The organism is Amphritea sp. 1_MG-2023, assembly GCF_030547545.1.
Lineage (GTDB): Bacteria > Pseudomonadota > Gammaproteobacteria > Pseudomonadales > Balneatricaceae > Amphritea.
Map to the genome: position 1 here is coordinate 1 of NZ_JAUOQE010000049.1, position 23,364 is coordinate 23,364.

General features: G+C 49.3%; 22 protein-coding genes. 9 read left to right on the forward strand and 13 right to left on the reverse strand.

The genetic code is table 11. The annotated features are described in order from the left end of the window. Positions 1 to 909: 909 nt before the first annotated feature. The 7 genes from Q4488_RS17750 to Q4488_RS17780 all read right to left on the reverse strand — a co-directional run bounded on the left by Q4488_RS17750 (position 910) and on the right by Q4488_RS17780 (position 7,667). The gene (locus tag Q4488_RS17750) at positions 910 to 2,067 is read right to left on the reverse strand and encodes a cupin domain-containing protein (RefSeq protein WP_303581820.1); all 1,158 of its coding nucleotides are present in this window, start codon (positions 2,065 to 2,067) and stop codon (positions 910 to 912) included. Then, on the reverse strand, positions 2,064 to 2,831 hold the full coding sequence (gene trmJ, locus Q4488_RS17755; protein ID WP_303581821.1) for a tRNA (cytosine(32)/uridine(32)-2'-O)-methyltransferase TrmJ: 768 nt from the start codon (positions 2,829 to 2,831) through the stop codon (positions 2,064 to 2,066). The genes Q4488_RS17750 and trmJ overlap by 4 nt, the downstream gene beginning before the upstream one ends. Positions 2,832 to 2,894: 63 nt before the next feature. Then, entirely contained in the window at positions 2,895 to 3,764 is an 870-nt protein-coding gene (locus tag Q4488_RS17760; protein ID WP_303581822.1) for an alpha/beta fold hydrolase, read from the reverse strand. A gap of 108 nt (positions 3,765 to 3,872) precedes the next feature. Next, on the reverse strand, positions 3,873 to 5,237 hold the full coding sequence (gene purB / locus Q4488_RS17765) for an adenylosuccinate lyase (RefSeq protein ID WP_303581823.1): 1,365 nt from the start codon (positions 5,235 to 5,237) through the stop codon (positions 3,873 to 3,875). A 97-nt stretch (positions 5,238 to 5,334) separates the two neighbouring features. After that, positions 5,335 to 6,006, reverse strand: a complete 672-nt coding sequence (gene hflD, locus Q4488_RS17770) for a high frequency lysogenization protein HflD (RefSeq protein ID WP_303581824.1) — start codon at positions 6,004 to 6,006, stop codon at positions 5,335 to 5,337. A gap of 4 nt (positions 6,007 to 6,010) precedes the next feature. Continuing rightward, positions 6,011 to 7,129 carry a tRNA 2-thiouridine(34) synthase MnmA gene (mnmA, locus tag Q4488_RS17775; RefSeq protein WP_303581825.1) on the reverse strand — a complete coding sequence of 373 codons (1,119 nt, stop codon included), beginning with the start codon at positions 7,127 to 7,129 and terminating at the stop codon, positions 6,011 to 6,013. Positions 7,130 to 7,208: 79 nt separating this feature from the next. Then, positions 7,209 to 7,667 (reverse strand): NUDIX hydrolase, encoded by a 459-nt coding sequence (locus Q4488_RS17780; protein WP_303581826.1) that lies wholly within the window; start codon positions 7,665 to 7,667, stop codon positions 7,209 to 7,211. 128 nt (positions 7,668 to 7,795) lie between these two features. Here Q4488_RS17780 and moaE point away from each other — a divergent pair, with 128 nt between their 5' ends. Further along, on the forward strand, positions 7,796 to 8,251 hold the full coding sequence (gene moaE / locus Q4488_RS17785) for a molybdopterin synthase catalytic subunit MoaE (protein ID WP_368411592.1): 456 nt from the start codon (positions 7,796 to 7,798) through the stop codon (positions 8,249 to 8,251). 4 nt (positions 8,252 to 8,255) lie between these two features. Here moaE and Q4488_RS17790 read toward each other — a convergent pair whose 3' ends face one another. Then, on the reverse strand, positions 8,256 to 8,888 hold the full coding sequence (locus Q4488_RS17790; protein WP_303581827.1) for a pseudouridine synthase: 633 nt from the start codon (positions 8,886 to 8,888) through the stop codon (positions 8,256 to 8,258). Positions 8,889 to 8,988: 100 nt separating this feature from the next. On the opposite strand from Q4488_RS17790, the gene icd reads away from it, so the two are divergent. Beyond that, positions 8,989 to 10,242: an NADP-dependent isocitrate dehydrogenase gene (gene icd / locus Q4488_RS17795; RefSeq protein WP_303581828.1), complete on the forward strand. Its 1,254-nt coding sequence runs from the start codon at positions 8,989 to 8,991 to the stop codon at positions 10,240 to 10,242. Between the two features lie 176 nt (positions 10,243 to 10,418). Here the strand turns inward: icd and Q4488_RS17800 are convergent, their stop codons facing one another. Further along, positions 10,419 to 10,652 carry a cold shock domain-containing protein gene (locus tag Q4488_RS17800; RefSeq protein WP_303581829.1) on the reverse strand — a complete coding sequence of 78 codons (234 nt, stop codon included), beginning with the start codon at positions 10,650 to 10,652 and terminating at the stop codon, positions 10,419 to 10,421. 245 nt (positions 10,653 to 10,897) lie between these two features. Between Q4488_RS17800 and clpS the strand changes: the two genes are divergently transcribed. Together clpS and clpA are read left to right on the forward strand one after the other, a co-directional pair. Beyond that, on the forward strand, positions 10,898 to 11,254 hold the full coding sequence (clpS, locus tag Q4488_RS17805; RefSeq protein WP_303581830.1) for an ATP-dependent Clp protease adapter ClpS: 357 nt from the start codon (positions 10,898 to 10,900) through the stop codon (positions 11,252 to 11,254). 13 nt (positions 11,255 to 11,267) lie between these two features. Beyond that, on the forward strand, positions 11,268 to 13,526 hold the full coding sequence (gene clpA / locus Q4488_RS17810) for an ATP-dependent Clp protease ATP-binding subunit ClpA (RefSeq protein WP_303581831.1): 2,259 nt from the start codon (positions 11,268 to 11,270) through the stop codon (positions 13,524 to 13,526). Between the two features lie 64 nt (positions 13,527 to 13,590). Here the strand turns inward: clpA and infA are convergent, their stop codons facing one another. The 4 genes from infA to trxB form a co-directional block, all read right to left on the reverse strand. Beyond that, on the reverse strand, positions 13,591 to 13,809 hold the full coding sequence (gene infA, locus Q4488_RS17815; RefSeq protein ID WP_091359137.1) for a translation initiation factor IF-1: 219 nt from the start codon (positions 13,807 to 13,809) through the stop codon (positions 13,591 to 13,593). Positions 13,810 to 14,051: 242 nt separating this feature from the next. Next, the gene (locus tag Q4488_RS17820) at positions 14,052 to 14,762 is read right to left on the reverse strand and encodes an arginyltransferase (protein ID WP_303581832.1); all 711 of its coding nucleotides are present in this window, start codon (positions 14,760 to 14,762) and stop codon (positions 14,052 to 14,054) included. Beyond that, complete coding sequence (gene aat / locus Q4488_RS17825; RefSeq protein WP_303581833.1) at positions 14,759 to 15,472, reverse strand: leucyl/phenylalanyl-tRNA--protein transferase; 714 nt, start codon at positions 15,470 to 15,472, stop codon at positions 14,759 to 14,761. The genes Q4488_RS17820 and aat overlap by 4 nt, the downstream gene beginning before the upstream one ends. Further along, the gene (trxB, locus tag Q4488_RS17830) at positions 15,473 to 16,426 is read right to left on the reverse strand and encodes a thioredoxin-disulfide reductase (protein ID WP_303581834.1); all 954 of its coding nucleotides are present in this window, start codon (positions 16,424 to 16,426) and stop codon (positions 15,473 to 15,475) included. A gap of 362 nt (positions 16,427 to 16,788) precedes the next feature. On the opposite strand from trxB, the gene Q4488_RS17835 reads away from it, so the two are divergent. Genes Q4488_RS17835 through serS form a run of 5 tightly spaced genes read left to right on the forward strand, consistent with a single transcriptional unit; the run spans position 16,789 to position 23,201 of the window. After that, the gene (locus Q4488_RS17835) at positions 16,789 to 19,527 is read left to right on the forward strand and encodes a DNA translocase FtsK (protein WP_303581835.1); all 2,739 of its coding nucleotides are present in this window, start codon (positions 16,789 to 16,791) and stop codon (positions 19,525 to 19,527) included. 2 nt (positions 19,528 to 19,529) lie between these two features. After that, positions 19,530 to 20,186, forward strand: a complete 657-nt coding sequence (gene lolA / locus Q4488_RS17840; RefSeq protein WP_303581836.1) for an outer membrane lipoprotein chaperone LolA — start codon at positions 19,530 to 19,532, stop codon at positions 20,184 to 20,186. After that, complete coding sequence (locus tag Q4488_RS17845) at positions 20,186 to 21,529, forward strand: replication-associated recombination protein A (protein WP_303581837.1); 1,344 nt, start codon at positions 20,186 to 20,188, stop codon at positions 21,527 to 21,529. Before lolA ends, Q4488_RS17845 begins: the two co-directional genes overlap by 1 nt. Before the next feature lie 3 nt (positions 21,530 to 21,532). After that, positions 21,533 to 21,907, forward strand: a complete 375-nt coding sequence (gene crcB, locus Q4488_RS17850; protein ID WP_303581838.1) for a fluoride efflux transporter CrcB — start codon at positions 21,533 to 21,535, stop codon at positions 21,905 to 21,907. 22 nt (positions 21,908 to 21,929) lie between these two features. Next, a complete protein-coding gene (gene serS, locus Q4488_RS17855) occupies positions 21,930 to 23,201 on the forward strand; it encodes a serine--tRNA ligase (RefSeq protein WP_303581839.1) in 1,272 nt (423 codons plus the stop codon). The last annotated feature ends 163 nt before the right edge of the window (positions 23,202 to 23,364 follow it).

Sequence of the window (23,364 nt, forward strand, 5' to 3'; positions counted from 1 at the left end):
CGCATACGGGCAGCGTATTCAGGGTTGATAGCGTTCCAAGCAGAGCCGTAGGTCTCTTTAAGGGCTGCAACGGTTTCGATATCGTTATTCAGACTAGACATGGTTAATCCTTATGTTGGTAGCGCTCTATCCAGACATTTCTATTGATGTATTCTGGGATAAAGCGGTTTACATCTTACGCCAGCAAATTGTCGAAGTGGCTGGCGCCTCAGGGAGAACTCATAATGCTGTCTTTGATGAGACCGGTCAAAGGGTTTTTGTGCGCAGCAGCAAAGCTGTAGCTTTACTACATCGTTGTCCTAGTGCGAGCTGTAGTTAAACTACATGAAGATCATCTTACTGCAACGCAGCAAAGGCTGATAATACAAGGGGTTGAGAGGCTATAGTCTAAAGTCTAGCGACTTTGGTACAGGGGTTAAATGTAAGCTTTTACAATCACTTTTGATTATAAGGAGTGTTATTGTTTATAACAATTAAGTATAAGCATGAGTTCACTACAGCAGCGTTATCAAGGGGGGTAAACGCAGCTAATCGCTGAGAGGGAGGGAGTAACTCGCTATTAACACAGGAAAAGAGTCCGTGATGCCACTTTTCCTGCGTTAACTATTTAGGGAAGGCGCAAATAAGTCCGTTATGTTCTCTGCGGGCATTAGAGTGGCCAGATACGCGACAGCCAGTGCAGCGAAATGTCTGCACCTTTTCAAGCGGGCTGACAAAGTAGGTGACCATTCTAATATCCGCCCTTCGGGGCTTTCAGAGAAGCAGGATCTCAGCGTTAACATTTTTCGACGTACAACCAGTATGCCTGTAACGGCTGCCTTGATCTCCAGCTTCTCTGTCAGCCAGAGGTGTAATTGACTTATTCGCACCTTCCTTAGGCCTGTAGACGCTTAACATTAGAGCTTAAGGTTATTCCGTGTATAGGGAGCCTTGGTTATATAAATCGGCGAGTAGTTGCAGTTGAGGGTCACTCCACTCGCCTTGACTGATAACAATGGTTGGCGTTTGACAGAGGCTGGTCGCTAGGGTGCAGCCACTACCTGACACCTTAAAGCAGTTACCATCGGCATAGAGCTGTACTTGATTGTCGTCGATGACACTGTAAGAGAAGCGACTGCCTTCATTACGAATAAAGCAAAGATCGCCGCTGTGTAGGGCCGTTCTGATCTCATCAATACTGGCGGGTTGCGCTGGCGCCTGATCAAGCTCCGGGTATTTAGGCTCAGTGACAAACTTGCCCAGCCATTCGCCTAAGCGCGCATCATCCTGTAGATAATCAGTAAAGATGGTGCGGATTTTTTCTAGCGCTTCGGCACGGATCTCACCAGGGTTGTCCTGCAAACTGAGATCAGGGTCAGTGTAGCGTGATTCCGATGTTAACGTTTCACCGATAAAATCAGTAAAGTTACGCATGATTTCAGCATGAGAAGGCGCTCTAAAGCCGACGGAATAGGTCATGCAATCATCGGATGCGCCAATGCCATTATGGCCTACTTGAGGTGGAATATAGAGCATATCACCCGGTTCTAGCACCCAGTTATACTCGGGTTGCCAATCGGTCATGATCATCACCGGTGTATTGGGGCGGCGCGGTGAATTTTGATCGAAAAAGCCGCCGACCTCCCAACGCCGCTGTCCCTGAGTTTGGATCAAAAAGACATCATAGTTATCGTAATGAGGCCCAACCCCGCCGCCTTGGCTGGCAAAACTGACCATTAGGTCATCGTAGCGCCAGTTAGGAATGAAGCGAAATTGCTCTACAATATCGCTCGCCTCGGGCACCCAGTGATCGACCGCCTGTACCAGCAATGTCCAGTGGCTGTCGGGCAGAGCCGCAAAAGTCGCATCATCAAAGGGCCCGTGTTTGATTTCCCAATGATCGCTGTCGGGGCTTTGAATGACTAAGCGTGACTCAACATCCTCTTCGAGTGATAAGCCCGCTAACTCATCGGCACCGACTGGGGCATCTAAATCAGTAAAGGCATTGCGCACCAATAATGGTTTTTTCTGCCAGTAATCTCGCAGAAATTCTTCGATGGAGATATCGCCAAACGGTGAATCGCTCATTGATCTGATCCTTTATCCTGTTGCTTATCGGTCGTGTTCTGGGGCGCGGAGAGTCGTGTCACGGTTTCGTCGATGGACGAGAGAATGCCGCGCAGCATATTTAACTCGGTGCGTTCTGGCCGTGAGCGGTTAAAGAAACGACGCAATTTATCCAGCACTTTGCCTTGATGCTGCGGAATGATAAAGCGGGTTTTGTGTAGCGCACTTTCCAGATGGGTATAGAAACGTTCCATATCTTCGGTGAGGGGGTAGGGCGCTTGTTGCGGAATGAAATCCTGCTTCAGGTGAGCTTGCCAGATCTCATAACACACCAACTGAATCGCCGCAGAGACATTGAGTACTGGGTATTCAGGGTTGGCAGGAATATAGACATGGTAGTTACATTTTTGTAACTCTGAATTGTGCAAGCCCATAGTTTCTCGACCGAAAATAATCGCCACGTTGCCTTGTTGCGCTTCACCGACAACTTTGCGGGCGCAATCATGGGCATCAAAAATAGGGAGATCGAAAGTACGGTTGCGGGCGCTAGTGCCAATCACCAGTTGGCAATCGGCAATCGCCGCATCGAGGCTATCAACAACGATCGCACTGTCAAGCAGGTCCTTCGCCCCCGCCGCACGCGCATCGGCTTCAGCATCCGGGTAGATGCGCGGCTCCACCAGATACAGTTGGCTGAGGCCCATATTTTTCATCGCCCTAGCAGCGGCACCAATATTGCCTGGGTGAAAGGTGTTAATCAGTACGATACGTATATTGTTGAGCATAAAATCTTCGTTATTCGTGTCAGATGCATCATCTTAAGAGGTTAGCGGCTGACGGTTAGTGTTTCAGGTCAGATTTGCGGCTGATCCAATCTGTTTAAGCGGTTGCTGACGGATAAACTGCTTTATATCCCAGATGAAACGCTCTCGATGCCACAGTTGCGGTGAGTGATCGGCGTTTTCATAGCGATGTAATACCGTCTCGGGAATCTGCTGACTGACATACTCAGCCACCGACGGCGCATAGAATTGACTCTCATCGCCATAGATCAGCAGGGCAGGCACATTAATATGTGGCAGTACATCACGATAGTCGGCAGCGGTTAAACTTTCCCAGCACTGCACGAGAGGCTCGCTATCTAATTTTTGCAGTTGCTCACGCATCTGTTGAAAGCCGCGAGAGTTACGCTGGTAATTTTCATAGGATTGACGGTTGTAACCGTTAGCGACCAACTGCAACAGGCCTTCGGCAAAATCCTGACGCAGCAGGTTAATGAGTTGTTGATTGGCCTGATGATCAAAATGTCCATAGATCCCATTCGACCACTGAGCATCGGTTAGCAGTTTCGGGGATTGATCAATAATACCAATACGCGCTAGTCGATCGCAGCCAAAATCACGCATATATTGCCACAGGGTCAGCGCCCCCATCGAGTGCCCAATCAGCATGATATTCTTCAAGTCATGATGTTCGATAAGTTGTTGTAGGTCTGCCGCCATGCTCTGTACATCGGTGCGGGTGCCCGGCTTTAAAGGGTGAGCACCATGGCCGCGAGCATCCCAGCAGATGACTTCGTGTTCATCGGCAAGTTCGGCAGCAAAGGGCAGCCAATCTTTGGCGCTGGCACTCCAGCCGTGTAGAAACAGTATGGGGCTGCCTTTTCCTAACCGGAGATAATGGATTTCGGTGCCATCTTTTGCTGTTATTTTTTCCATAAATCAGCCAGTTAAGTAAATATCATAAAGTAATGGACTAATAGCAATTAACCTTGAGCAATAAAAAAGCAGAGCGCTAGCTCTGCTTTTTTAGCACCCATAGAGGCGTTAGATCGCTTTAGCCTGATCGATAGCGTTACCGATATAGCTATGTGGCGTCAACTGCTTCAACTCATCTTTAGCCGCTTGCGGCATATCGAGGGTATCAACAAAAGCTAAAATAGTCGCTTTGTTCATGTCCTGACCGCGCGTCAACGCTTTCAGCTTTTCATACGGCTCTTCGATACCATAGCGACGCATCACTGTTTGAATCGGTTCGGCCAAGACTTCCCAGCTGTTTTCAAGATCGGCATCCAGGCGGGCTGAATTTAGCTCTAGTTTGCTGATGCCTTTGAGGCTCGATTGGTAAGCGATCAGGCTGTAACCGAAACCCACGCCCATATTACGCAGTACTGTGGAATCGGTTAGATCTCGCTGCCAACGCGAAATCGGCAGTTTAGCGGCAAGGTGCTGCATAACCGCATTCGCGATACCTAAGTTGCCTTCAGAGTTTTCGAAGTCAATTGGGTTAACTTTATGCGGCATTGTAGAAGAGCCGACTTCGCCAGCAATGGTTTTTTGTTTGAAGTAACCCTGTGAGATATAACCCCAAATATCACGATCAAAATCGATGATAATGGTGTTAAAGCGACATACGGCATCAAACAATTCGGCGATGTAGTCGTGTGGCTCAATCTGTGTCGTGTATGGATTGAAGCTCAAACCGAGGCTGTCGACAAATGCTTCAGCGTTTTCAGCCCAATCGATATCAGCATAGGCCGAGAGGTGAGCATTATAGTTACCTACGGCACCGTTGATTTTACCCAGCAGTTCAACTTTTTTCAGTTGATCGAGTTGACGTTGCAAGCGGTAAGCAACATTAGCCATCTCTTTACCAACCGTGGTGGGTGACGCTGTTTGTCCATGGGTGCGTGAGAGCATTGGCTGACTGGCATAAGCACGGCCTAGCGCGGCAATCTCATCGGTGACCTGCTGCATGATTGGCAGCATAATGTCTTGCCCCTGCTTGAGCATCAGGCCGTGGGAGAGGTTATTGATATCCTCAGAGGTACAGGCAAAGTGAACGAATTCGCTGACCGCTGCCAGTTCGGCATTATCGGCGATGTGTTCTTTGATCAGGTATTCGACTGCTTTTACATCGTGATTGGTGGTGCGCTCAATCTCTTTGACACGGTTAGCTTGTGCTTCACTAAAGTTATCAACCAAAGCATCAAGAACGGCAGTTGCAGCGGCGCTAAGTGGCGGCACTTCTGTAATTTGAGGGTGTGCGGCAAGCTTCTGCAACCAACGAACTTCAACCGTTACACGGGCGCGAATCAGGCCGAATTCGCTGAAGACTGGGCGCAGGTCCGCAGTTTTGCTGCCGTAACGACCATCAATGGGAGAGATCGCAGAAAGAGACGTAAGATCCATATCGAGTAAATACCTGACTGGGTTAAATTTAGAGCGCGAATTATAGCGAAATTAGGGCCGTAGGGAAAACCTAGCGGCCATTTATTTACCGTGAGTCTTAGCCACGGCCAGTGATCTGCTTAACGGATGGTCGTAAGCGAGATTTAAAAAACAGCAGATGCCAACGTTTACCGCCTACTTGACGCCATAACATCGCCGCCCGCACACCGGCCAATAATAAGGCGCGTATTTTCGCCGCATTTTCAGCATTTTGTAAATGACGCGGCTCACCGGTTACCTGAATACGGAAGCTGAATGTACTGAGGGTATCCTGATAGAGACTCGCAAGATTGGCTATCACGGTTGGGTGAGTGAAAGCGGCGGGATTATCTTTTAAATCGCTGCCTTCTTCGGCAAAGTAGCGTGCCTGCTGAGTGATTCGATCGATCTGTTCGCCAATGCTTTGCAGTAGATCGGGGCGTTTATTCAGCTTGCGCTCTAAGTGGATAATACTCAAACCATAGCGAATGATATCTTGATTCTGTTCGGCTTTACTTTTATCGAGCAGCTCATTAAGCCCACGAAATCCCAAACTAAGGTTAGCCGGTAGATCGTGTGCTCCGCCAAAAATCTCTTCTGTCGAGTCGGGATTGGTGACAAATAGGCTGGACAGTGATGTTTCAAAACTGTTTTGTGGCACCATCCCGCGGGTGGCGATCTGTTCGACTAGGCTGGCGGCCTGAAACAAGCCGGCCAACGCAATAGCTTGTTGATCTTCTGCTTTGGACATAGGGCTATTCGATCTCCTTGCGCTTTCCAGTGGTTTCTATCACTCCGCCACCTAAGCAAACTTCATCAGTGTAAATAACAACGGATTGACCCGGCGTGACGGCGCGCTGCGGTTGCTCAAACTCAATACGATAACCGTCACCATCGGCAAACAGCGTGCAGCCCTGATCAGACTGACGATATCTTACCTTAGCACGACAGCTGAACGGCAGGGTGGGTTTCTCACCGCTAATCCAGAAAATATCACTCACGGTTAGCCAATGACTGAATAGCAGTTCATGCTGCTGACCTTGCACCGCAATTAAGACATTTCGCTGCAGGTCTTTGGCGGCAACAAACCAGGGTTCTTCTGGGTAGTTTTTCAAACCACCGATACCCAGTCCCTGACGCTGACCAATGGTGTGATACATCAGTCCCTGATGTTCACCAATGATATCGCCGTCAGGGGTTTCTATTTTACCGGGTTGAGCCGGCAGATATTGCTTAAGAAAATCGCTAAAGCGACGCTCACCGATAAAGCAGATACCGGTGCTGTCTTTTTTGTTGTGAGTAATCAGATCATGTTGCTCAGCCAAGCGCCGGACTTCCGGTTTTTCTAGCTCACCCACGGGAAACAGGGTTTGTGCTAGCTCTTCGGCTCCGACTTGATGTAAAAAATAGCTCTGATCTTTGTTGTTATCTAAACCTTTCAATAGCGTGGCTTTGCCGTTTGCCTCGCCGCGGCGGACATAGTGTCCCGTGGCGATTTTATCGGTCCCCAACATCTTCGCGTATTCGAGAAAGGCTTTAAATTTAATTTCTCGGTTGCAGAGAATATCTGGATTGGGGGTGCGACCCGCTTTATATTCTTCAAGAAAGTGCTCAAACACATTATCCCAATATTCGGCAGCAAAGTTAGCGGTGTGTAATTTGATATTTAACTTGTCGCTGACCGCCTGAGCATCGGCTAGGTCATCCATAGCGGTGCAATAATCGGTGCCGTCGTCTTCATCCCAGTTTTTCATAAACAGGCCTTCTACCTGATACCCCTGTTGTTGCAGCAGTAGGGCGGAAACGGAGGAATCGACACCGCCGGACATGCCGACAATGACTTTGATAGCAGCGGGGTTAACTTCATCTGACATAAGAACTGACATAAGAGCTGTGTATGACCTTCAAGAATGATTTAGTGTATATGCGATCAGAATCGCCGATTTCAATGCTTCAGAGATGATCGGGTTCTACGATCAACGACAATGGAAAACGCGTACCGGCAAGGTAATCATCGATACAACGTAAAACCATTGGGCTGCGGAGTCGATGCTGTTCGGCAGCCAGCTCATCACGACTGAGCCACAATGCTCGCTCAATACCGGTATCCAGTGGGCGTGTCGGATCGTGGCTATCGGCGTTGGCCGTAAAACAGTAGCGATGATAGGTGATGCCGTTAGAGGGCGCGGTGTAAACGTAAATGCCGACTAACGCCGTTGGCGTGACGCACCAACCGGTTTCTTCCAAGGTTTCTCGGCTAGCGGCATCGATAAAACTTTCATAAGCTTCGATATGCCCCGCTGGCTGATTAATCACTAGTTGACCCCGTGACACCGATTGTTCTTCTACGCAGAGGAATTTACCGTTTTGCTCAATAATGGTTGCCACAGTGGCATGGGGTGTCCAACGCATTTGTCATCCCGTATATTAAGGACTGATGATTGCCTCAGGGTATTAACTGTCTGCAGCTTATTGACTCAAGGCTCTGATGGGCAACTTTATCATTTTTCACCGCTTTTGGCTGTATTTTGGAGTGACGTTTGTTTAAAGATATTGTTTCTATTCAGAGTGAAGATTTTTCTATTGCCGATTTATCTGAGCAGGTGAGAGCGCAAGATCTCAGTAATGGCGCGATTGTCACCTTTACGGGGGTTGTGCGGGAGCTTGCGAGCGGCCCGGTGCTACAGGCGATGTATCTGGAGCACTATCCTGGCATGACCGAAAAAGCCTTAGCGCGCATTATTGAGCAGGCGCGTCAGCGTTGGTCGTTGGGCAATGTGGTGGTGGTGCATCGAGTCGGGGAGTTAACGCTTAACGATAATATTGTGTTTGTCGGCGTGGCTAGCGCGCATCGATTAGCCGCCTTTCAAGCCGCTCAGTTCATCATGGATTACCTGAAACGGGACGCGCCATTTTGGAAGAAAGAGATCACCACGGCAGGCGAGAACTGGGTTGAAGCGAAACAATCAGACCTAGATGCTGCTGACCGCTGGTGAGTTTTTAACGTTGTCGGCCATGCGCTTTACGACGTGGTGGGCGTCGCTTGGCTGAGGCCGGTTGTCCGCTGCCTGAACGACGCGCAGCAGTAGGCAGCTCAACCTGCTCGGTGCGGTATTCTCCGGGCTGTAGTTGTTCTAGTGACCAATGACCGATGGCGGCACGTATTAGTCTGAGTGTCGGAAAGCCGACCGCCGCGGTCATTCTTCTTACCTGTCGATTCTTGCCTTCGCTAATTTTGAGTTCAATCCAGCAAGTCGGTTGGTTTTTGCGTTCCCGTATCGGCGGGGTGCGAGGCCAGATGCGTGGCGCGGGTATTTTGCGTGCTTTGGCTGGTCGCGTCATACCATCTTTGAGTTTCACGCCTTCACGTAGACGTTTTAGTCCCGCCTCATCAATGTCGCCTTCAACCTGTGCCCAATAGGTTTTCTCAAGTTTGAACTGAGGGTTAGCGAGTTGATGTTGTAACTGACCGTTATCGGTCAAAATCAATAAGCCTTCAGAATCGAAATCTAGGCGTCCCGCCGCATAAACACCTTTACGTTTTATATAGTCGCTTAGGGTTGCACGACCCTCGCTATCGGTGAACTGAGTGAGTACATGAAAAGGTTTGTTAAACAGCATTATTTCTGACATTGGGCTTTCCGGCAGAGTCGTAGGGCGGTACGGGCAGGCAGATTATCAGCGTCTATACTGTGTCTGCAAGTGCAGATTTTCAGATAACAAGGAGCAAATTATGGCATATATAAACGTTACCGTTCCTGAAGGCGAGCGAATTATCGTCAATGATGATAGCTCGCTGACGGTGCCTGATCATCCGGTTATTCCTTATATCGAAGGAGATGGTATTGGCGTTGATGTCTCTCCGGTTATGCAATCCGTTGTCGATGCTGCGGTCAGTAAGGCTTATGCTGGTGCGCGAAAAATCGCTTGGATGGAAGTGTATGCCGGTGAAAAGGCGACCACTGTCTATGATCAGGATACTTGGTTGCCAGAGGAGACGCTGACGGCCTTTAAGGAATTTTCTGTCGGTATTAAAGGGCCGTTGACTACACCTGTGGGGGGCGGTATCCGTTCATTGAATGTCGCGCTACGTCAGGAGCTGGATCTGTATGTTTGTCAGCGGCCGGTACGTTGGTTTACTGGAGTGCCGAGCCCTATTAATTGTCCGGCTGATGTGGATATGGTGATCTATCGTGAGAACTCTGAAGACATATATGCCGGTATAGAATGGCAAGCGGGAAGCTCAGAGGCGGATAAGGTGATCCGCTTTCTTAAAGAGGAGATGGGGGTTCAAAATATCCGTTTTGATACGCAGTGTGGCATCGGTATTAAGCCAGTATCAGAGCAGGGGAGTAAACGCTTGATACGACGAGCGCTTCAGTATGCTGTTGATAATGATCGTGAATCGCTGACGTTGGTTCATAAAGGCAATATCATGAAATATACGGAGGGGGCGTTCAAAGAGTGGGGCTACGCCATAGCCAAAGATGAGTTCGGTGCTCAATTGCTCAATGGTGGGCCTTGGATGAGTTTTATCAATCCCAATAATGGTAAGTCGATCGTGGTAAAGGACGTGATTGCCGATGCGATGTTGCAGCAAATCTTACTCCGCCCTGCCGAGTATGACGTGGTCGCTACGTTGAATCTCAATGGTGACTATCTTTCCGATGCATTAGCGGCGGAGGTGGGGGGAATCGGTATTGCGCCAGGCGCCAATCTATCCGATAACGTGGCTATTTTTGAGGCAACGCATGGCACAGCGCCTAAGTATGCGGGTAAGGATAAAGTGAATCCCGGATCGATTATTCTCTCTGCTGAAATGATGTTGCGACATATGGGATGGATAGAAGCGGCAGATCTGATTATCCGTGGTGTCGAGGGGGCTATCGCGGCAAAAACAGTGACCTACGATTTTGAGCGATTGATGACCGGTGCCCAATTGCTAAGCTGTTCTCAGTTCGGTCAGGCGATTATTAAGCATATGTAAAAGGTTTTATGTGGTGCAAGAGAAGAGGCTGTTTCAGGCTTGTTGATGCAGCCTTAAAGCTTATCTGGATAGTCACAAAGAAAGGCAGCACTGGCTGCCTTTCTTTTGACTTGAGTGGCTACAGCTGAATGGCTGTGATCTCTCAACTCTGAGGTTGAGAGGGTCGGGCTATTAGATTAGTTTACCTCCTCTGCTTCAGGCTCTGTGACAGTCAATCTGATATTAACCGCATGAATCCCTTTTGGTCCGGGAGTTGTATCAAACCTAACCTCTTGTCCTGCTTTGAGACTTTTGTAACCCTCTGACTGAATAACAGAATAATGAGCGAATAAATCTTCATCAAAATTCGGTGCAACAATAAAGCCAAAACCTTTAGCGTTATTGAACCATTTGACTTTCCCTGTATGCATTGGCGTCCCCCCAATATCCAAATTACCAAGACCCAAATTACCGTTAGGCCTGTTACCACAACAAACTCTCTTGCTACAATGTTAGAAAGCGCAAGGGTTTGCCCTTGTTAAAATGCAGGGACATCCGATACTGCACATACTCTTAACTCCTGCGTATACAGTATAGCATTAGGCTGAAGAGCCTACCTGATAAGCTTTCCCCAAAATGGGATATAAATAATTGACTATTCTTTTAGAGATATGATATGTGGCATGAGGTTTGTGATATAAAACTTTCAGATGACTCAGATGACTTTAGTGATCATGGAGACACGGGCGTTGTTACTGAAACGGCGAAACCTGAGTTAAAAAGGCCATCGATGTATCGAGTGGTATTGCTGAATGACGACTATACTCCAATGGATTTCGTTATTCAGGTTTTGATGGGTTTTTTTGGTATGAATCAGGAAAAAGCGACACAAGTGATGTTAGCGGTCCATACTAAGGGTAAGGGAGTATGTGGTGTGTTTACCCGTGATGTAGCTGAAACGAAAGCTAATCAGGTAAATCAATGTGCCAGAGAGAATCAACACCCTCTTCTGTGTGAAGTCGAAAAAGTGTAGCGGAGCGCAAGCTATGTTAAATAAAGAATTGGAAGATACGCTGAGCGTTGCCTTTAAGAGTGCGCGCGCGAAGCGACACGAGTTTATGACGGTTGAGCATCTATTGCTGGCGTTGCTTGATAACTCTGAGGCGCGCGCTATTTTGGATGCTTGCGCGGTGGATCTCAATAAAATGAGGGATTTGCTGAGTACCTTTATTGATGATACAACTCCGCGTCTACCCGATGATATAGCGGATGTGGAGACTCAGCCCACCCTTGGGTTTCAGCGAGTATTGCAGCGGGCTGTTTTTCATGTGCAATCATCGGGGCGCGCCGAAGTCAACGGCGCTAATGTGCTGGTCGCGATCTTTAGTGAGCAGGAAAGTCATGCGGTTTATGTATTAAATCAGCAGGGCGTTGAGCGTATCGATGTCGTTAACTATATCTCTCATGGTATTTCTCGGGTTGAGGAGGATGAGAGTCGTCCGAGTGAAGAGGGGCTGCTTGAAGGTGATACCTCAGCTGATAAAGAGAAGAGTCCGCTCGCGAACTTTTCTGTTAACCTGAATGAGCAGGCCTTGTCAGGGCGTATCGATCCTCTCGTGGGTCGCGCTTCCGAAGTCGAGCGAGTGGTGCAAATACTGTCCCGTCGGCGCAAAAACAACCCTTTGTTGGTGGGTGAGGCTGGCGTGGGTAAAACGGCCATTGCTGAAGGGCTGGCAAAGCTGATCGTTGAGGGTTCGGTACCGGATGTGATCGCTAATAGTATCGTTTATTCGCTTGATCTGGGTGCGCTTCTCGCGGGCACTAAATATCGAGGTGACTTTGAGAAGCGGCTCAAGGGATTGCTCAATGAGATCAAGGAGCAGGAGCATGCTATTCTGTTTATCGATGAAATCCACACCATTATTGGTGCTGGCGCTGCGTCAGGCGGCTCAATGGATGCATCGAATCTGTTGAAACCGTTATTGAGTTCGGGTCAATTGCGCTGTATCGGCTCGACAACCTTTCAAGAATTTCGAGGTATTTTCGAAAAAGATCGAGCACTGGCACGACGTTTCCAAAAGGTCGATGTGTTGGAGCCTTCCGTTGAGGATACCTATCGAATTCTGCAGGGTCTAAAAAGCCGTTTTGAAGAGCATCATCATGTTAGCTATACCGATGAGGCTTTGCGGGCAGCGGCGGAGATGGCCGATCGCTACATCAACGATAAGCATATGCCCGATAAAGCCATCGATGTTATCGATGAAGCGGGCGCTTATCAGCAGTTGTTGCCAGTAGCGGAGCGGCATGCGGTGATCGATGTGACTGAGGTTGAAGTGATCGTCGCCAAGATCGCCAGAATCCCGGCTAAAAGCGTTTCTGTATCGGATAAGGAGCAACTGAAGAAACTCGACAGTAACCTTAAAATGGTGGTGTTAGGACAAGATGAAGCGATTAACACGTTGTCGGCGGCCATCAAATTATCCCGTGCCGGGTTGAATGAGCCGAATAAGCCTGTAGGTTCTTTCCTATTTGCCGGCCCGACGGGGGTGGGTAAAACGGAAGTGACGAGTCAGTTAGCGCGCATCATGGGCATTGAACTGATTCGCTTCGATATGTCTGAGTATATGGAGCGTCACACGGTCTCACGGCTTATTGGTGCGCCTCCGGGTTATGTTGGCTATGATCAGGGCGGCTTGCTAACGGAAGCGGTTACCAAAGCGCCGCATGCGGTCTTGCTGCTAGATGAGATTGAGAAGGCTCACCCTGAAGTCTTTAATCTTTTGTTGCAAGTCATGGATAACGGCACGTTGACCGATAACAATGGTCGAAAAGCGGATTTCCGTAATGTTATTTTGGTGATGACCACGAATGCGGGTATCGAGCAGATGACGCGTGCGTCTATCGGTTTTAGTCATCAAGATCATACCACCGATGGTATGGAGGCGATTAAAAAGCTGTTTACGCCAGAGTTTCGTAATCGCCTAGACGGTATCATTCAATTTAAAGCCTTGTCGCCAGAAGTTATTACCGGCGTGGTGGATAAATTCTTAACCGAGCTGCAAGCGCAACTGGATGATAAAAGTGTGGTGTTGCATATCGATGATGCGGCGCGTCAATGGTTTGCTGAAAATGGCTATGATGCCACCATGGGAGCGCGGCCGATGAAGCGTTTGATTCAAGAGAAGCTTAAGAAGCCGCTCGCCGAGATGATTTTGTTTGGTGATTTAGCGGACGAAGGTGGTGAAGTCGATATCACAGTGAATGCTGATAATGATATTGAAATTCATGCGGGGGTGACGGTGTAGTCGGCACTCGCTAAGAGAAATAAAAAAAGCGACCCTTGGGTCGCTTTTTTTATTTTATGCGTTCTTACCGAGCTCGGTAAGTGATACGGCCTTTCGTCAGGTCGTAAGGCGTCAGCTCAACCTTAACCTTATCACCGGTCAGAATACGGATATAATTTTTGCGCATCTTGCCAGAGATATGCGCGGTAACAACATGACCGTTTTCCAGTTCAACCCGGAACATTGTGTTAGGCAGTGTGTCGGTCACAACGCCTTCCATTTCAAAGCTGTCTTCTTTAGACATTAAGTACCTACCTAAGTTGATTATTTGCAATACTACATTTTGCAGCGCAGTATTTTGCCTTATTTTGTCATTTATATCAAAGACATTTACTGGAATTAATAAAGTTATATGTCCAGAGGGGGATAAATTATCCCTATTTTTGCCTACCAACGGGTTATGTTGTCTGTGAAGCATCGCTGTTGGCGAGGCGATCATCGAGTTGACGAGGTCTAACCGAGCAATAATGTTGACGGCTAGAGGGCTTAATCAACCACGATCCACTGTCCGTTAAGTAGCATTTCTAGCGGGCTATAGGCTATTTTGTAGGACATTTTTTGACACTCACGTATCCAATAGCCGAGATAAAGATAGTCTAATTCTAATCGCTTGGTTTCCTTGAGCTGCCAGAGAATCGCATAACTACCTAAGCTGCGGGAAGCTTCCGTTGGCTCAAAAAAAGTATAGATCGCCGACAAACCTTGAACCAAAAAGTCGGTAACCGCGAGTGCAACTAGCTTGTCAGAGGGGTCTCGAAACTCGTAAAAGCAGCCTTTTTGCCCGCCCTCAATGAGGAAAGCACTGAACTGATCCGCAGAGGGGGGGAACATATCGCCATCACTATGTCGGGTATTGATATAGCGTTCATACAGGGCGTAATACTCGTCGGTAAACTGAGGCGGGACGGTCACAACCCGAAGGTCTTTGTTTTTATTAATAATGCGCTTTTGACTTTTGCTGGGCTTGAATTCATGGCTATTAACGCGCACCGAGATGCATGCCTGACAGTTACTGCAATAGGGGCGGTAAATATGCTTACCGCTACGGCGAAAGCCTAAGTCCGATAGCTGACTATAGGCATCAAAGTTGATCTCCTCTTGAGGGTCAACAAACAGCGTCTTTGCTTCGACACCTTCAAGGTAGCTACACTCATGCTCAGGGGTTGCATAGAAATGCAGAGTTTTAAGATTGCTCACTGAGTACTCACCACGTCCTGTTTATCAATATCAAACTGCCATGTATGGCTGAGTGTTGCATCTCGATTTTGCTCGAGGTACTGCTGAAACTCAACGCGAGGAATGCAGCAAGCGCCTAAGCTGGTCAGATGGCTATTTTCAACCTGACAGTCTATTAAAGCATAGCCCCATTTTTGTAATTGTTTGGCGAAATAGGCAAATGCAATTTTTGAGCTGTTGGTGGCACGACTAAACATCGATTCGCCAAAAAATAGCCGCCCCATAGCGATACCGTAAAGGCCGCCGGTCAATTCACCATTTTGCCATAGCTCAACTGAATGGGCGACGCCGCGCCGATGCAGATCGATATAAGCGTTCTGCATCGGCGTACTGATCCACGTCTCATCACTATAGCTGCGCGGGGCTGCACAGGCTTTAATGACCTCACTAAAGGCCTGATCAAAGCTAATCTCAAAGGTGCTCTTACGGATCGCCTTGCGCAGGCTTTTAGAGAGATGAACCTGGCTCGGTACCAGAGTGCAGCGAGGATCCGGTGACCACCATAGAATCGGCTCCCCTGGGTTAAACCAAGGGAATATACCTTGACGGTAGGCCGCCATTAGTCGAGTTGCGCTAAGGTCTCCGCCGGCACAGAGTAGGCCGTCGGGATCATTCAGCGCATCACTGATGGGCGGAAACTCAATGCTATTAGGGGCTAACCAAGGCAGCATTTATGCTTGATCATCCAGATAGCGTTCGGCATCCAGTGCGGCCATGCAGCCAAAGCCTGCTGAGGTGATCGCTTGACGGTAGATATGATCGGCGACATCACCGGCGGCAAAGACACCTTCAACAGAGGTTTGTGTGGCATTACCGTGGCTGCCGGTCTGAATTTTCAAGTAACCGTTTTCCATCTCAAGCTGATCGCCAAAAATCTCGGTATTGGGTTTGTGGCCAATTGCAATAAAGACGCCTTGTAGCTCAAGCTCCTGCGTGGCGTCATCTTCGGTGCTTTTGATTCGCAGGCCGGTGACGCCCATCGCATCGCCGAGGACTTCATCTAGTTGATGGTTCCAAATCAAGTTAATATTACCGTTTTCGGCACGTTCAAAGAGTTTGTCTTGTAAGATCTTTTCACAACGCAGCGAATCGCGGCGATGGATGAGGGTGACCTCTGCCGCAATATTGGATAAATACAGAGCCTCTTCTACGGCGGTATTACCACCACCGATAACGGCAACTTTTTGGCCGCGATAGAAAAAACCATCGCAGGTAGCGCAGGCACTTACACCTTTACCCATAAAGGCTTCTTCGGAGGGGAGACCGATATATTGAGCGGAGGCGCCTGTGCAGATAATCAGGGCATCGCAGGTGTATTCGGCCATATCACCCTGAAGACGAAAAGGGCGATTCTGAAGATCAGTTGTACTGATGTGATCAAAGATCACTTGAGTATCAAAGCGTTCCGCATGCGCCTGCATCCGTTGCATCAGTTCAGGGCCTTGCACGCCCTCGACATCCCCCGGCCAGTTATCAACATCGGTGGTCGTGGTCAATTGACCGCCGGCCTGCATTCCGGTAATAACAATAGGGTTAAGATTAGCGCGGGCTGCATATACTGCAGCGGTGTATCCGGCTGGGCCAGAGCCCAGAATAATCAGTTTATGATGTTGTATTTCGCTCATGGATAATCCGTTGTCTGTTCACGCATGGTATTGAGGGCTACTATTGAAGCCTTATCTTGCGGTCTATTATGCCCGTTTCGTAGAGCGGACAAAACAGCGATTCAGGTTGAATTTGTTATCGGCTTAGGGTCGTATGCCTGTTTTTATTCGCTAGAGCGGTTAAGTGCTTTGATAAACCGCAGGCAATCAGCGACAAATTGTTCAGTTCCTGCTCAGTCTGAGTGCGTATGCTGAATAAAGCGACTAAAAGAGCATTTTGTGTCTGGGGAGTAGGGCCTAAATATGTTATTTTTCAGGCCATTTTATGGAAAGTTGGAAGGGTATATTTCTTGTCTCATCGCAGCCAAACAGATAGAAGCCAAATGAACAGCCAGGACACGCGCACCAATGAGAATGTCGGCAAGCGTGTCAAAGACGCCAGAGTTGCGTCTTTTTCTGATCTGCTCGGGCGGATTGCCAAAGAGGGCGGGCTCATCCTGGTGATCGGTTTTGCACTGTTTTTGCAGCTCGCACTGTTTGGCTATGATCATCGCGATCCGGGTTGGTCTCATCTAGGCTATCAGCCACTGGCCCGCAATTTTACCGGTCAGGTAGGCGCTTGGCTGGCCGATCTGGCGCTCTCGGTGTTTGGTATCGCTTCGTGGCTGATCCCGTTAATGCTGTTGCTGCCGGCGATCCGCTTTATGCTGCGGCGACGGGTTTCATTGCTCGATGGGCTTCCCTTTGTGATGTTGCGTTTTACCGGGGCGATTTTAGTGTTGCTGTGTTTAGCGACCTTTGCGGCGACTCATCTATCCAATACGGAGGGGCAGTTACCTTTCAGTATGGGTGGATTGGTGGGGCAAGCCTTATCAGATGTCGCCGTCTCACTGTTTAGCTTGATCGGCAGCTCTATTGTGCTGGCAACCGCGCTGTTGTTCGGTATGACGCTTATGTTCGAACTTTCATGGTCTCAGCTGTTAGAACGGTTAGGTCAAGCCTTGTTTGCCTCGGCTCATCGGCTGATGTCTAAAATAAGCTCGCCTAAAGCGCCGCGTGTGTCAGCAGATCAAACAGCATCAGACCCTTATGCCGCCGCCGATCAAGAAAAACGTCAACAGCTTCGAGCGGCGGTGCGTCATAGCGCAACGGATACTTGGCAGGCTGATCCACGTCAGCCCTCGGTGAATACGTCGCAGAGACGCAAAGATCCGGTATTTGATCAACCATTACAGGCAGCCGCAGATGATCTTTATACGCAGCCTATGTCGGCTCATCAAGTGCCGGCCGAGCCTTTCAGCCCCGCAGACGAGGGGCATTATGATGCCAAAGGAGAGACTCGCATACATGAAGCTCAGCAAGCGATTCCGTTAGTCACTGAGCGAGCATTAACGCCGCAGACGCCTGTTGCAGAGAACGTAGCCGCCGCACCGCGATCACCGGCTACTGCCGCGTCAGCTGCCCCGCTTGAATCTAACTCGACTGGCGAATACGCACCTTCGCAAGAGCCTACGCTTGATCGTAAAAGCGTCAAAGTTGTGCCGTTATCAGAAACGCATATCCCGATGAAAGATAGTGAGCTAGGGCTGGATCACCTTTCTCAGACAGCTCAGCGACGCGAACCTCGCCGACGTATCCCTTCATTGGAGCTGCTCGATGCACCTGAATTGAAGCAAGGGCACTGTTACAGTGATGAGCAGCTTGAAGATATGTCCCGCTTACTGGAACGTAAACTGAAAGACTTCGGTATCGTTGCCGAGGTGGTCGAAGTCAATCCCGGCCCCGTTATTACGCGCTTCGAGATGCAGCCCGCACCTGGTGTTAAAGCCAGTCGGATCACTAACTTAGCGAGAGACTTGGCGCGCTCCATGGCGGTGATGAGTGTCCGAGTGGTCGAAGTGATTGCCGGTAAATCGGTGATCGGTATTGAAATACCCAATGAAGAGCGACAGATGGTGCGCCTCAGTGAAGTGCTCAATTCCAAGCCTTATAAAGAAGCCTCGTCGAAGCTCACACTGGGGCTGGGTAATGATATTGCCGGTAACCCGGTCGTCGCTAATTTGGCGAAAATGCCGCATTTACTGGTCGCGGGTACCACCGGCTCGGGTAAATCGGTCGGTGTTAACGCGATGCTTCTCAGTCTGCTATTTAAAGCGACTCCCGATGAAGTTAGGTTAATGCTAGTCGATCCTAAAATGCTTGAATTATCGGTCTATGAGGGCGTTCCGCATCTGCTGGCACCCGTTATCACCGATATGAAAGAGGCGGCGGGTGGGCTGCGCTGGTGTGTTGCAGAAATGGAGCGGCGCTATAAGCTGATGTCAAAAATGGGTGTGCGGAATATCGCTGGCTATAACGATAAAGTGAAAGCGGCACGTAATAAAGGCGAGCCATTACTCGACCCGCTGTGGAACCCCGAAGAGATGGGATTGCCCGCCGATGCGCCAGCACCTTACCTAGAAACATTGCCCTATATCGTGGTCTGTATCGATGAGTTTGCCGATATGATCATGGTCGTTGGTAAGAAAGTTGAAGAGTTGATCGCGCGAATCGCGCAGAAAGCACGGGCTGCAGGTATCCACCTTGTGCTTGCAACTCAGCGTCCCTCGGTCGATGTTATTACCGGTTTGATTAAGGCCAACATTCCGACCCGTATCGGCTTTCAGGTCTCTTCTAAGATCGATTCCCGTACCGTGCTAGATCAGAGTGGCGCAGAACACTTGCTCGGTAATGGTGATATGCTCTATCTGCCCGCCGGCAGTAGTTTACCAAATCGTGTGCATGGTGCTTTTGTCAGCGATGATGAGGTTCACCGTGTGGTGGAAGCCTGGAAGAAGCTCGGCGCACCGGAATATTTGATATCCGATCTGTCTGAGGTAGTAGAAGGAGGCTCAGGCGCTTTTGCCGAGAGTGATGATGAGCAGGATGCGTTGTATGACGAAGCCGTTGCGTTTGTTACGCAAACCCGTAAAGCATCGATCTCTTCAGTGCAGCGTAAACTCAAAATTGGTTATAACCGGGCTGCCCGGATGATTGAATCGATGGAGGCTGCCGGGGTTGTTTCTACCGCTAGTCATAACGGTGCCCGTGAAGTGCTGGCACCCCCACCGCCTAAGGATTGATAATGAATTTTAAAAAGATAGCGGCGGTTGCCCTACTGGGGTGCTCGCTAAGCGTTTCGGCATTGGCTGATATTCAAGCAGAGGCAGGCGATCAGTTGCATCGCCTGCTGGCCAAATTTGATAGTTTCAGCGCTGACTTCGATCAGGTCTCGGGGCGTGATGATTCGCGACGGATGGAAAGCTCACAGGGGACGCTGTTATTGGCCAAGCCGAATCGTTTCAGGTGGATCGCGACAGAGCCGTTCCCACAAACCCTGATCAGCGATGGCGAGTTGCTATGGATCTATGATCCCGATCTTGAGCAAGCCACCGAACGTAAGGTTTCAAAAAATGATTCTGCGGTTCCCGCCTTGATACTCAATGGTCAAATCGAGCAATTAAAGTCTCAATATGAGATTCGCTTATTGCGGGAAACAGTCGATAGTCAGCTGTTTGAGTTGTTGCCGTTAAAAGAGGCAGAGTTGTTTACACGGATTCGGTTACTGTTTGCCGATGGCTTAATTAAAGAGTTGCAGATGGAAGATTCCTTAGGGCAGCGCACCTCGATACTATTTCAAAATCAAAAGCTTAATCCAGACTATTCAGAGAGTACATTCACTTTTACGCCGCCGAAAGGGACCGATCTGATTATTGAAAATAGCTCGGAGTCTACTGACTAATGGCCGATCTGTTTGATGAACTGCAACCCGATTATGAACCGCTGGCGGCGCGGATGCGGCCACAAACGTTAGACGAATATTGTGGTCAGCAGCACCTGCTAGCGCACGGTAAACCGCTACGCAAAGCGCTGGAGCAAGGCTCCGTTCACTCGATGATTCTGTGGGGGCCGCCTGGGGTGGGTAAAACCACGCTGGCCCGTTTGCTGGCGCATCAGGTGGATGCTCATTTCATTATACTGTCTGCCGTACTATCTGGGGTAAAGGATATTCGCGCCTCGGTGGATCAAGCATTGCAGGTCAAGGCGCAATCTGGACGTAAAACGATTCTCTTCGTTGATGAAGTGCATCGGTTTAATAAATCGCAACAGGATGCTTTTCTGCCTTACATTGAAGATGGCACCTTTTTGTTTGTCGGCGCGACCACGGAAAACCCGTCGTTTGAATTGAATAATGCGTTGTTATCGCGGGCCAGAGTATATCTGTTACGTAGTCTTGAGCAGCCAGATATTGAGCAGCTATTGCAGCGAGCGTTACAGGATAAAACCCGAGGTATCCCACAGCAACCGCTAGTCTTTGCCGATGGGGCGCTCGAACAGTTAGCGGCGGCGGCCGATGGGGATGGCCGGCGGGGGCTTAATTTACTGGAGATTGCCGCCGATTTAGCCGATTTTGATGGTCAGGAATATAAAATCGGGCCGCACATTATCGATGAGGTGCTTAAATCGAGTGCCCGACGTTACGATAAGCAGGGCGATCTGTTTTATGACATGATCTCTGCGTTTCATAAATCGGTGCGCGGTTCATCCCCCGATGGTGCCCTGTATTGGTATTGCCGTATGCTCGATGGCGGCTGCGATCCGCTTTATATTGCCCGTCGCTTGGTGGCGATCGCCTCTGAAGATATCGGTAATGCCGATCCGCGGGCGATGCAAATAGCATTGAGCGCTTGGGATGCTTTCGAGCGAGTAGGCCCCGCAGAAGGCGAGCGTGCGATTGCTCAGGCGGCGATCTATTGTGCCAGTGCTGCTAAGAGTAATGCGGTGTATCAAGCCTTTAATCAAGCGATGGCAGATGTGCGCAGTGATCCGGGTTATGAAGTGCCGGAGCATTTGCGTAATGCGCCCACCAACTTGATGAAGGAGCTTGGTTATGGGGCCGAATATCGTTATGCTCATCATGAACCCGATGCCTACGCCGCTGGAGAATGCTATCTTCCACCGGAGATTGCAGAGCGCGAATATTATCAGCCTGCCCCGCGTGGCCTAGAAATTCGTATCGGTGATAAACTGACCCATCTCAAAGCACTGGATCAGTCCAGTGATAAGCAACGATACAAGGAATAGTCCATGTTACACCTCATCTCTGTCGCCGCTGGTGGCGCGACAGGTGCGCTAGCCCGTTATTGGGTGAGTGGTATTCTGATCAGTAATGCGCAGTTCAAACTGCCCTATGGCACGATGATCTGTAATGTGCTGGGCTCGTTCTTGATGGGGGTTGGCTTTGTTCTTATTATGGAAAAGGCGCGTATTAGTCCTGAATTACGCCCATTATTGATGGTCGGGTTTCTCGGCGCATTTACGACTTTTTCCACCTTCTCACTGGAAGCCGTGACCATGCTGCAAGAAGGGCATATAATGTCCGCCGCAATTTACATATTAATGAGCGTAGTGCTGTGCATGGTCGCCCTGTATAGCGGCTTATGGTTTACTCGCCTGTTCTGACTTTAAGGTTGTTTCTGACATCATGCTAGATCCTAAATTTATACGTTCTAACCCAGAAGACGTAGCACAACTACTCATTAAAAAGGGTTATAAATTCCCAGTTGACGAATTTAACGCGCTGGAAAATCAACGTCGAGACGTACAGGTTGACGCCGAGCGTTTACAAAACGAGCGTAATACTCGGTCGAAAAATATCGGTAAAGCAAAGGCAGCAGGTGAAGATATCGCGCCGCTGCTGGCTGAAGTCAGTACTCTAGGCGAACAGCTTGATGCGGCTAAAGAACAGCTTAAGGTTGTTCAGGAGCAGATGGACGCATTATTGATGGGGATGCCAAACATTCCTCATGAATCCGTACCTGCCGGCGTCACCGAAGACGATAATATCGAGATCCGTAAGTGGGGCGAACCGACGCAACTGGATTTTGCCGCTAAAGATCATGTTGATTTAGGCGAACAGCACGGCGGTTTAGATTTTTCTACGGCGGCTAAAATCACCGGTGCTCGCTTCGCCGTGTTGCGTGGTGGTATTGCACGTATGCATCGCGCATTGATTCAGTTTATGCTCGATACCCATACCGCTGAGCATGGTTATGAAGAAACCTATGTGCCTTATCTGGTTAATGCTGATTCGCTGCGTGGCACTGGGCAGTTGCCTAAGTTTGAAGAAGATCTATTCAAGGTGCCGGGTGAACGCGATTACTACCTTATCCCAACCGCAGAAGTACCGGTTACCAATATCGTTCGTGATGAGATCGTCGATGCGGCACAGATGCCGCTGAAATTCGTCGCGCATACGCCTTGCTTTCGTAGTGAGGCGGGCAGTCATGGTCGCGATACTCGCGGCATGATCCGTCAGCATCAGTTTGAAAAAGTTGAGCTGGTGCATATTGTAGAGCCCACTAAGTCTTGGGATGCATTGGAAGAGTTGATCGGTAATGCCGAGACGATTCTGCAAAAGCTGAACCTGCCTTACCGTGTGGTGACTCTCTGTGGTGGCGATCTGGGCTTCAGTGCGGCAAAAACATACGATATTGAAGTGTGGTTACCCGGTCAGCAGAAATACCGTGAGATCTCTTCATGTAGCAACATGGAAGATTTCCAAGCACGACGCATGATGGCTCGCTGGCGTAATCCAGAAACCGGCAAGCCGGAGCTGGTGCACACCCTGAACGGCTCTGGTCTAGCGGTGGGTCGTACTCTGGTGGCGATTTTGGAAAACTATCAAACCGCGGATGGTCACGTCAAAGTACCAGAAGTACTGCTGCCTTACATGGGCGGCATTACTGAGCTGTAATTGACGCGTTGAAATGTAGCCATTAAGCACATATTTTTCAGCGCTTGGCCAAAGAAAAGCCTCTACAAAACTGTTAGATATCGCAGTGAGTAGGGGCTTTTTTGTGGGGGGGGGGTGGGGGTTTGTCGCGATTGTCAGCCGATCGGCGTGAGGGCACGCCTCC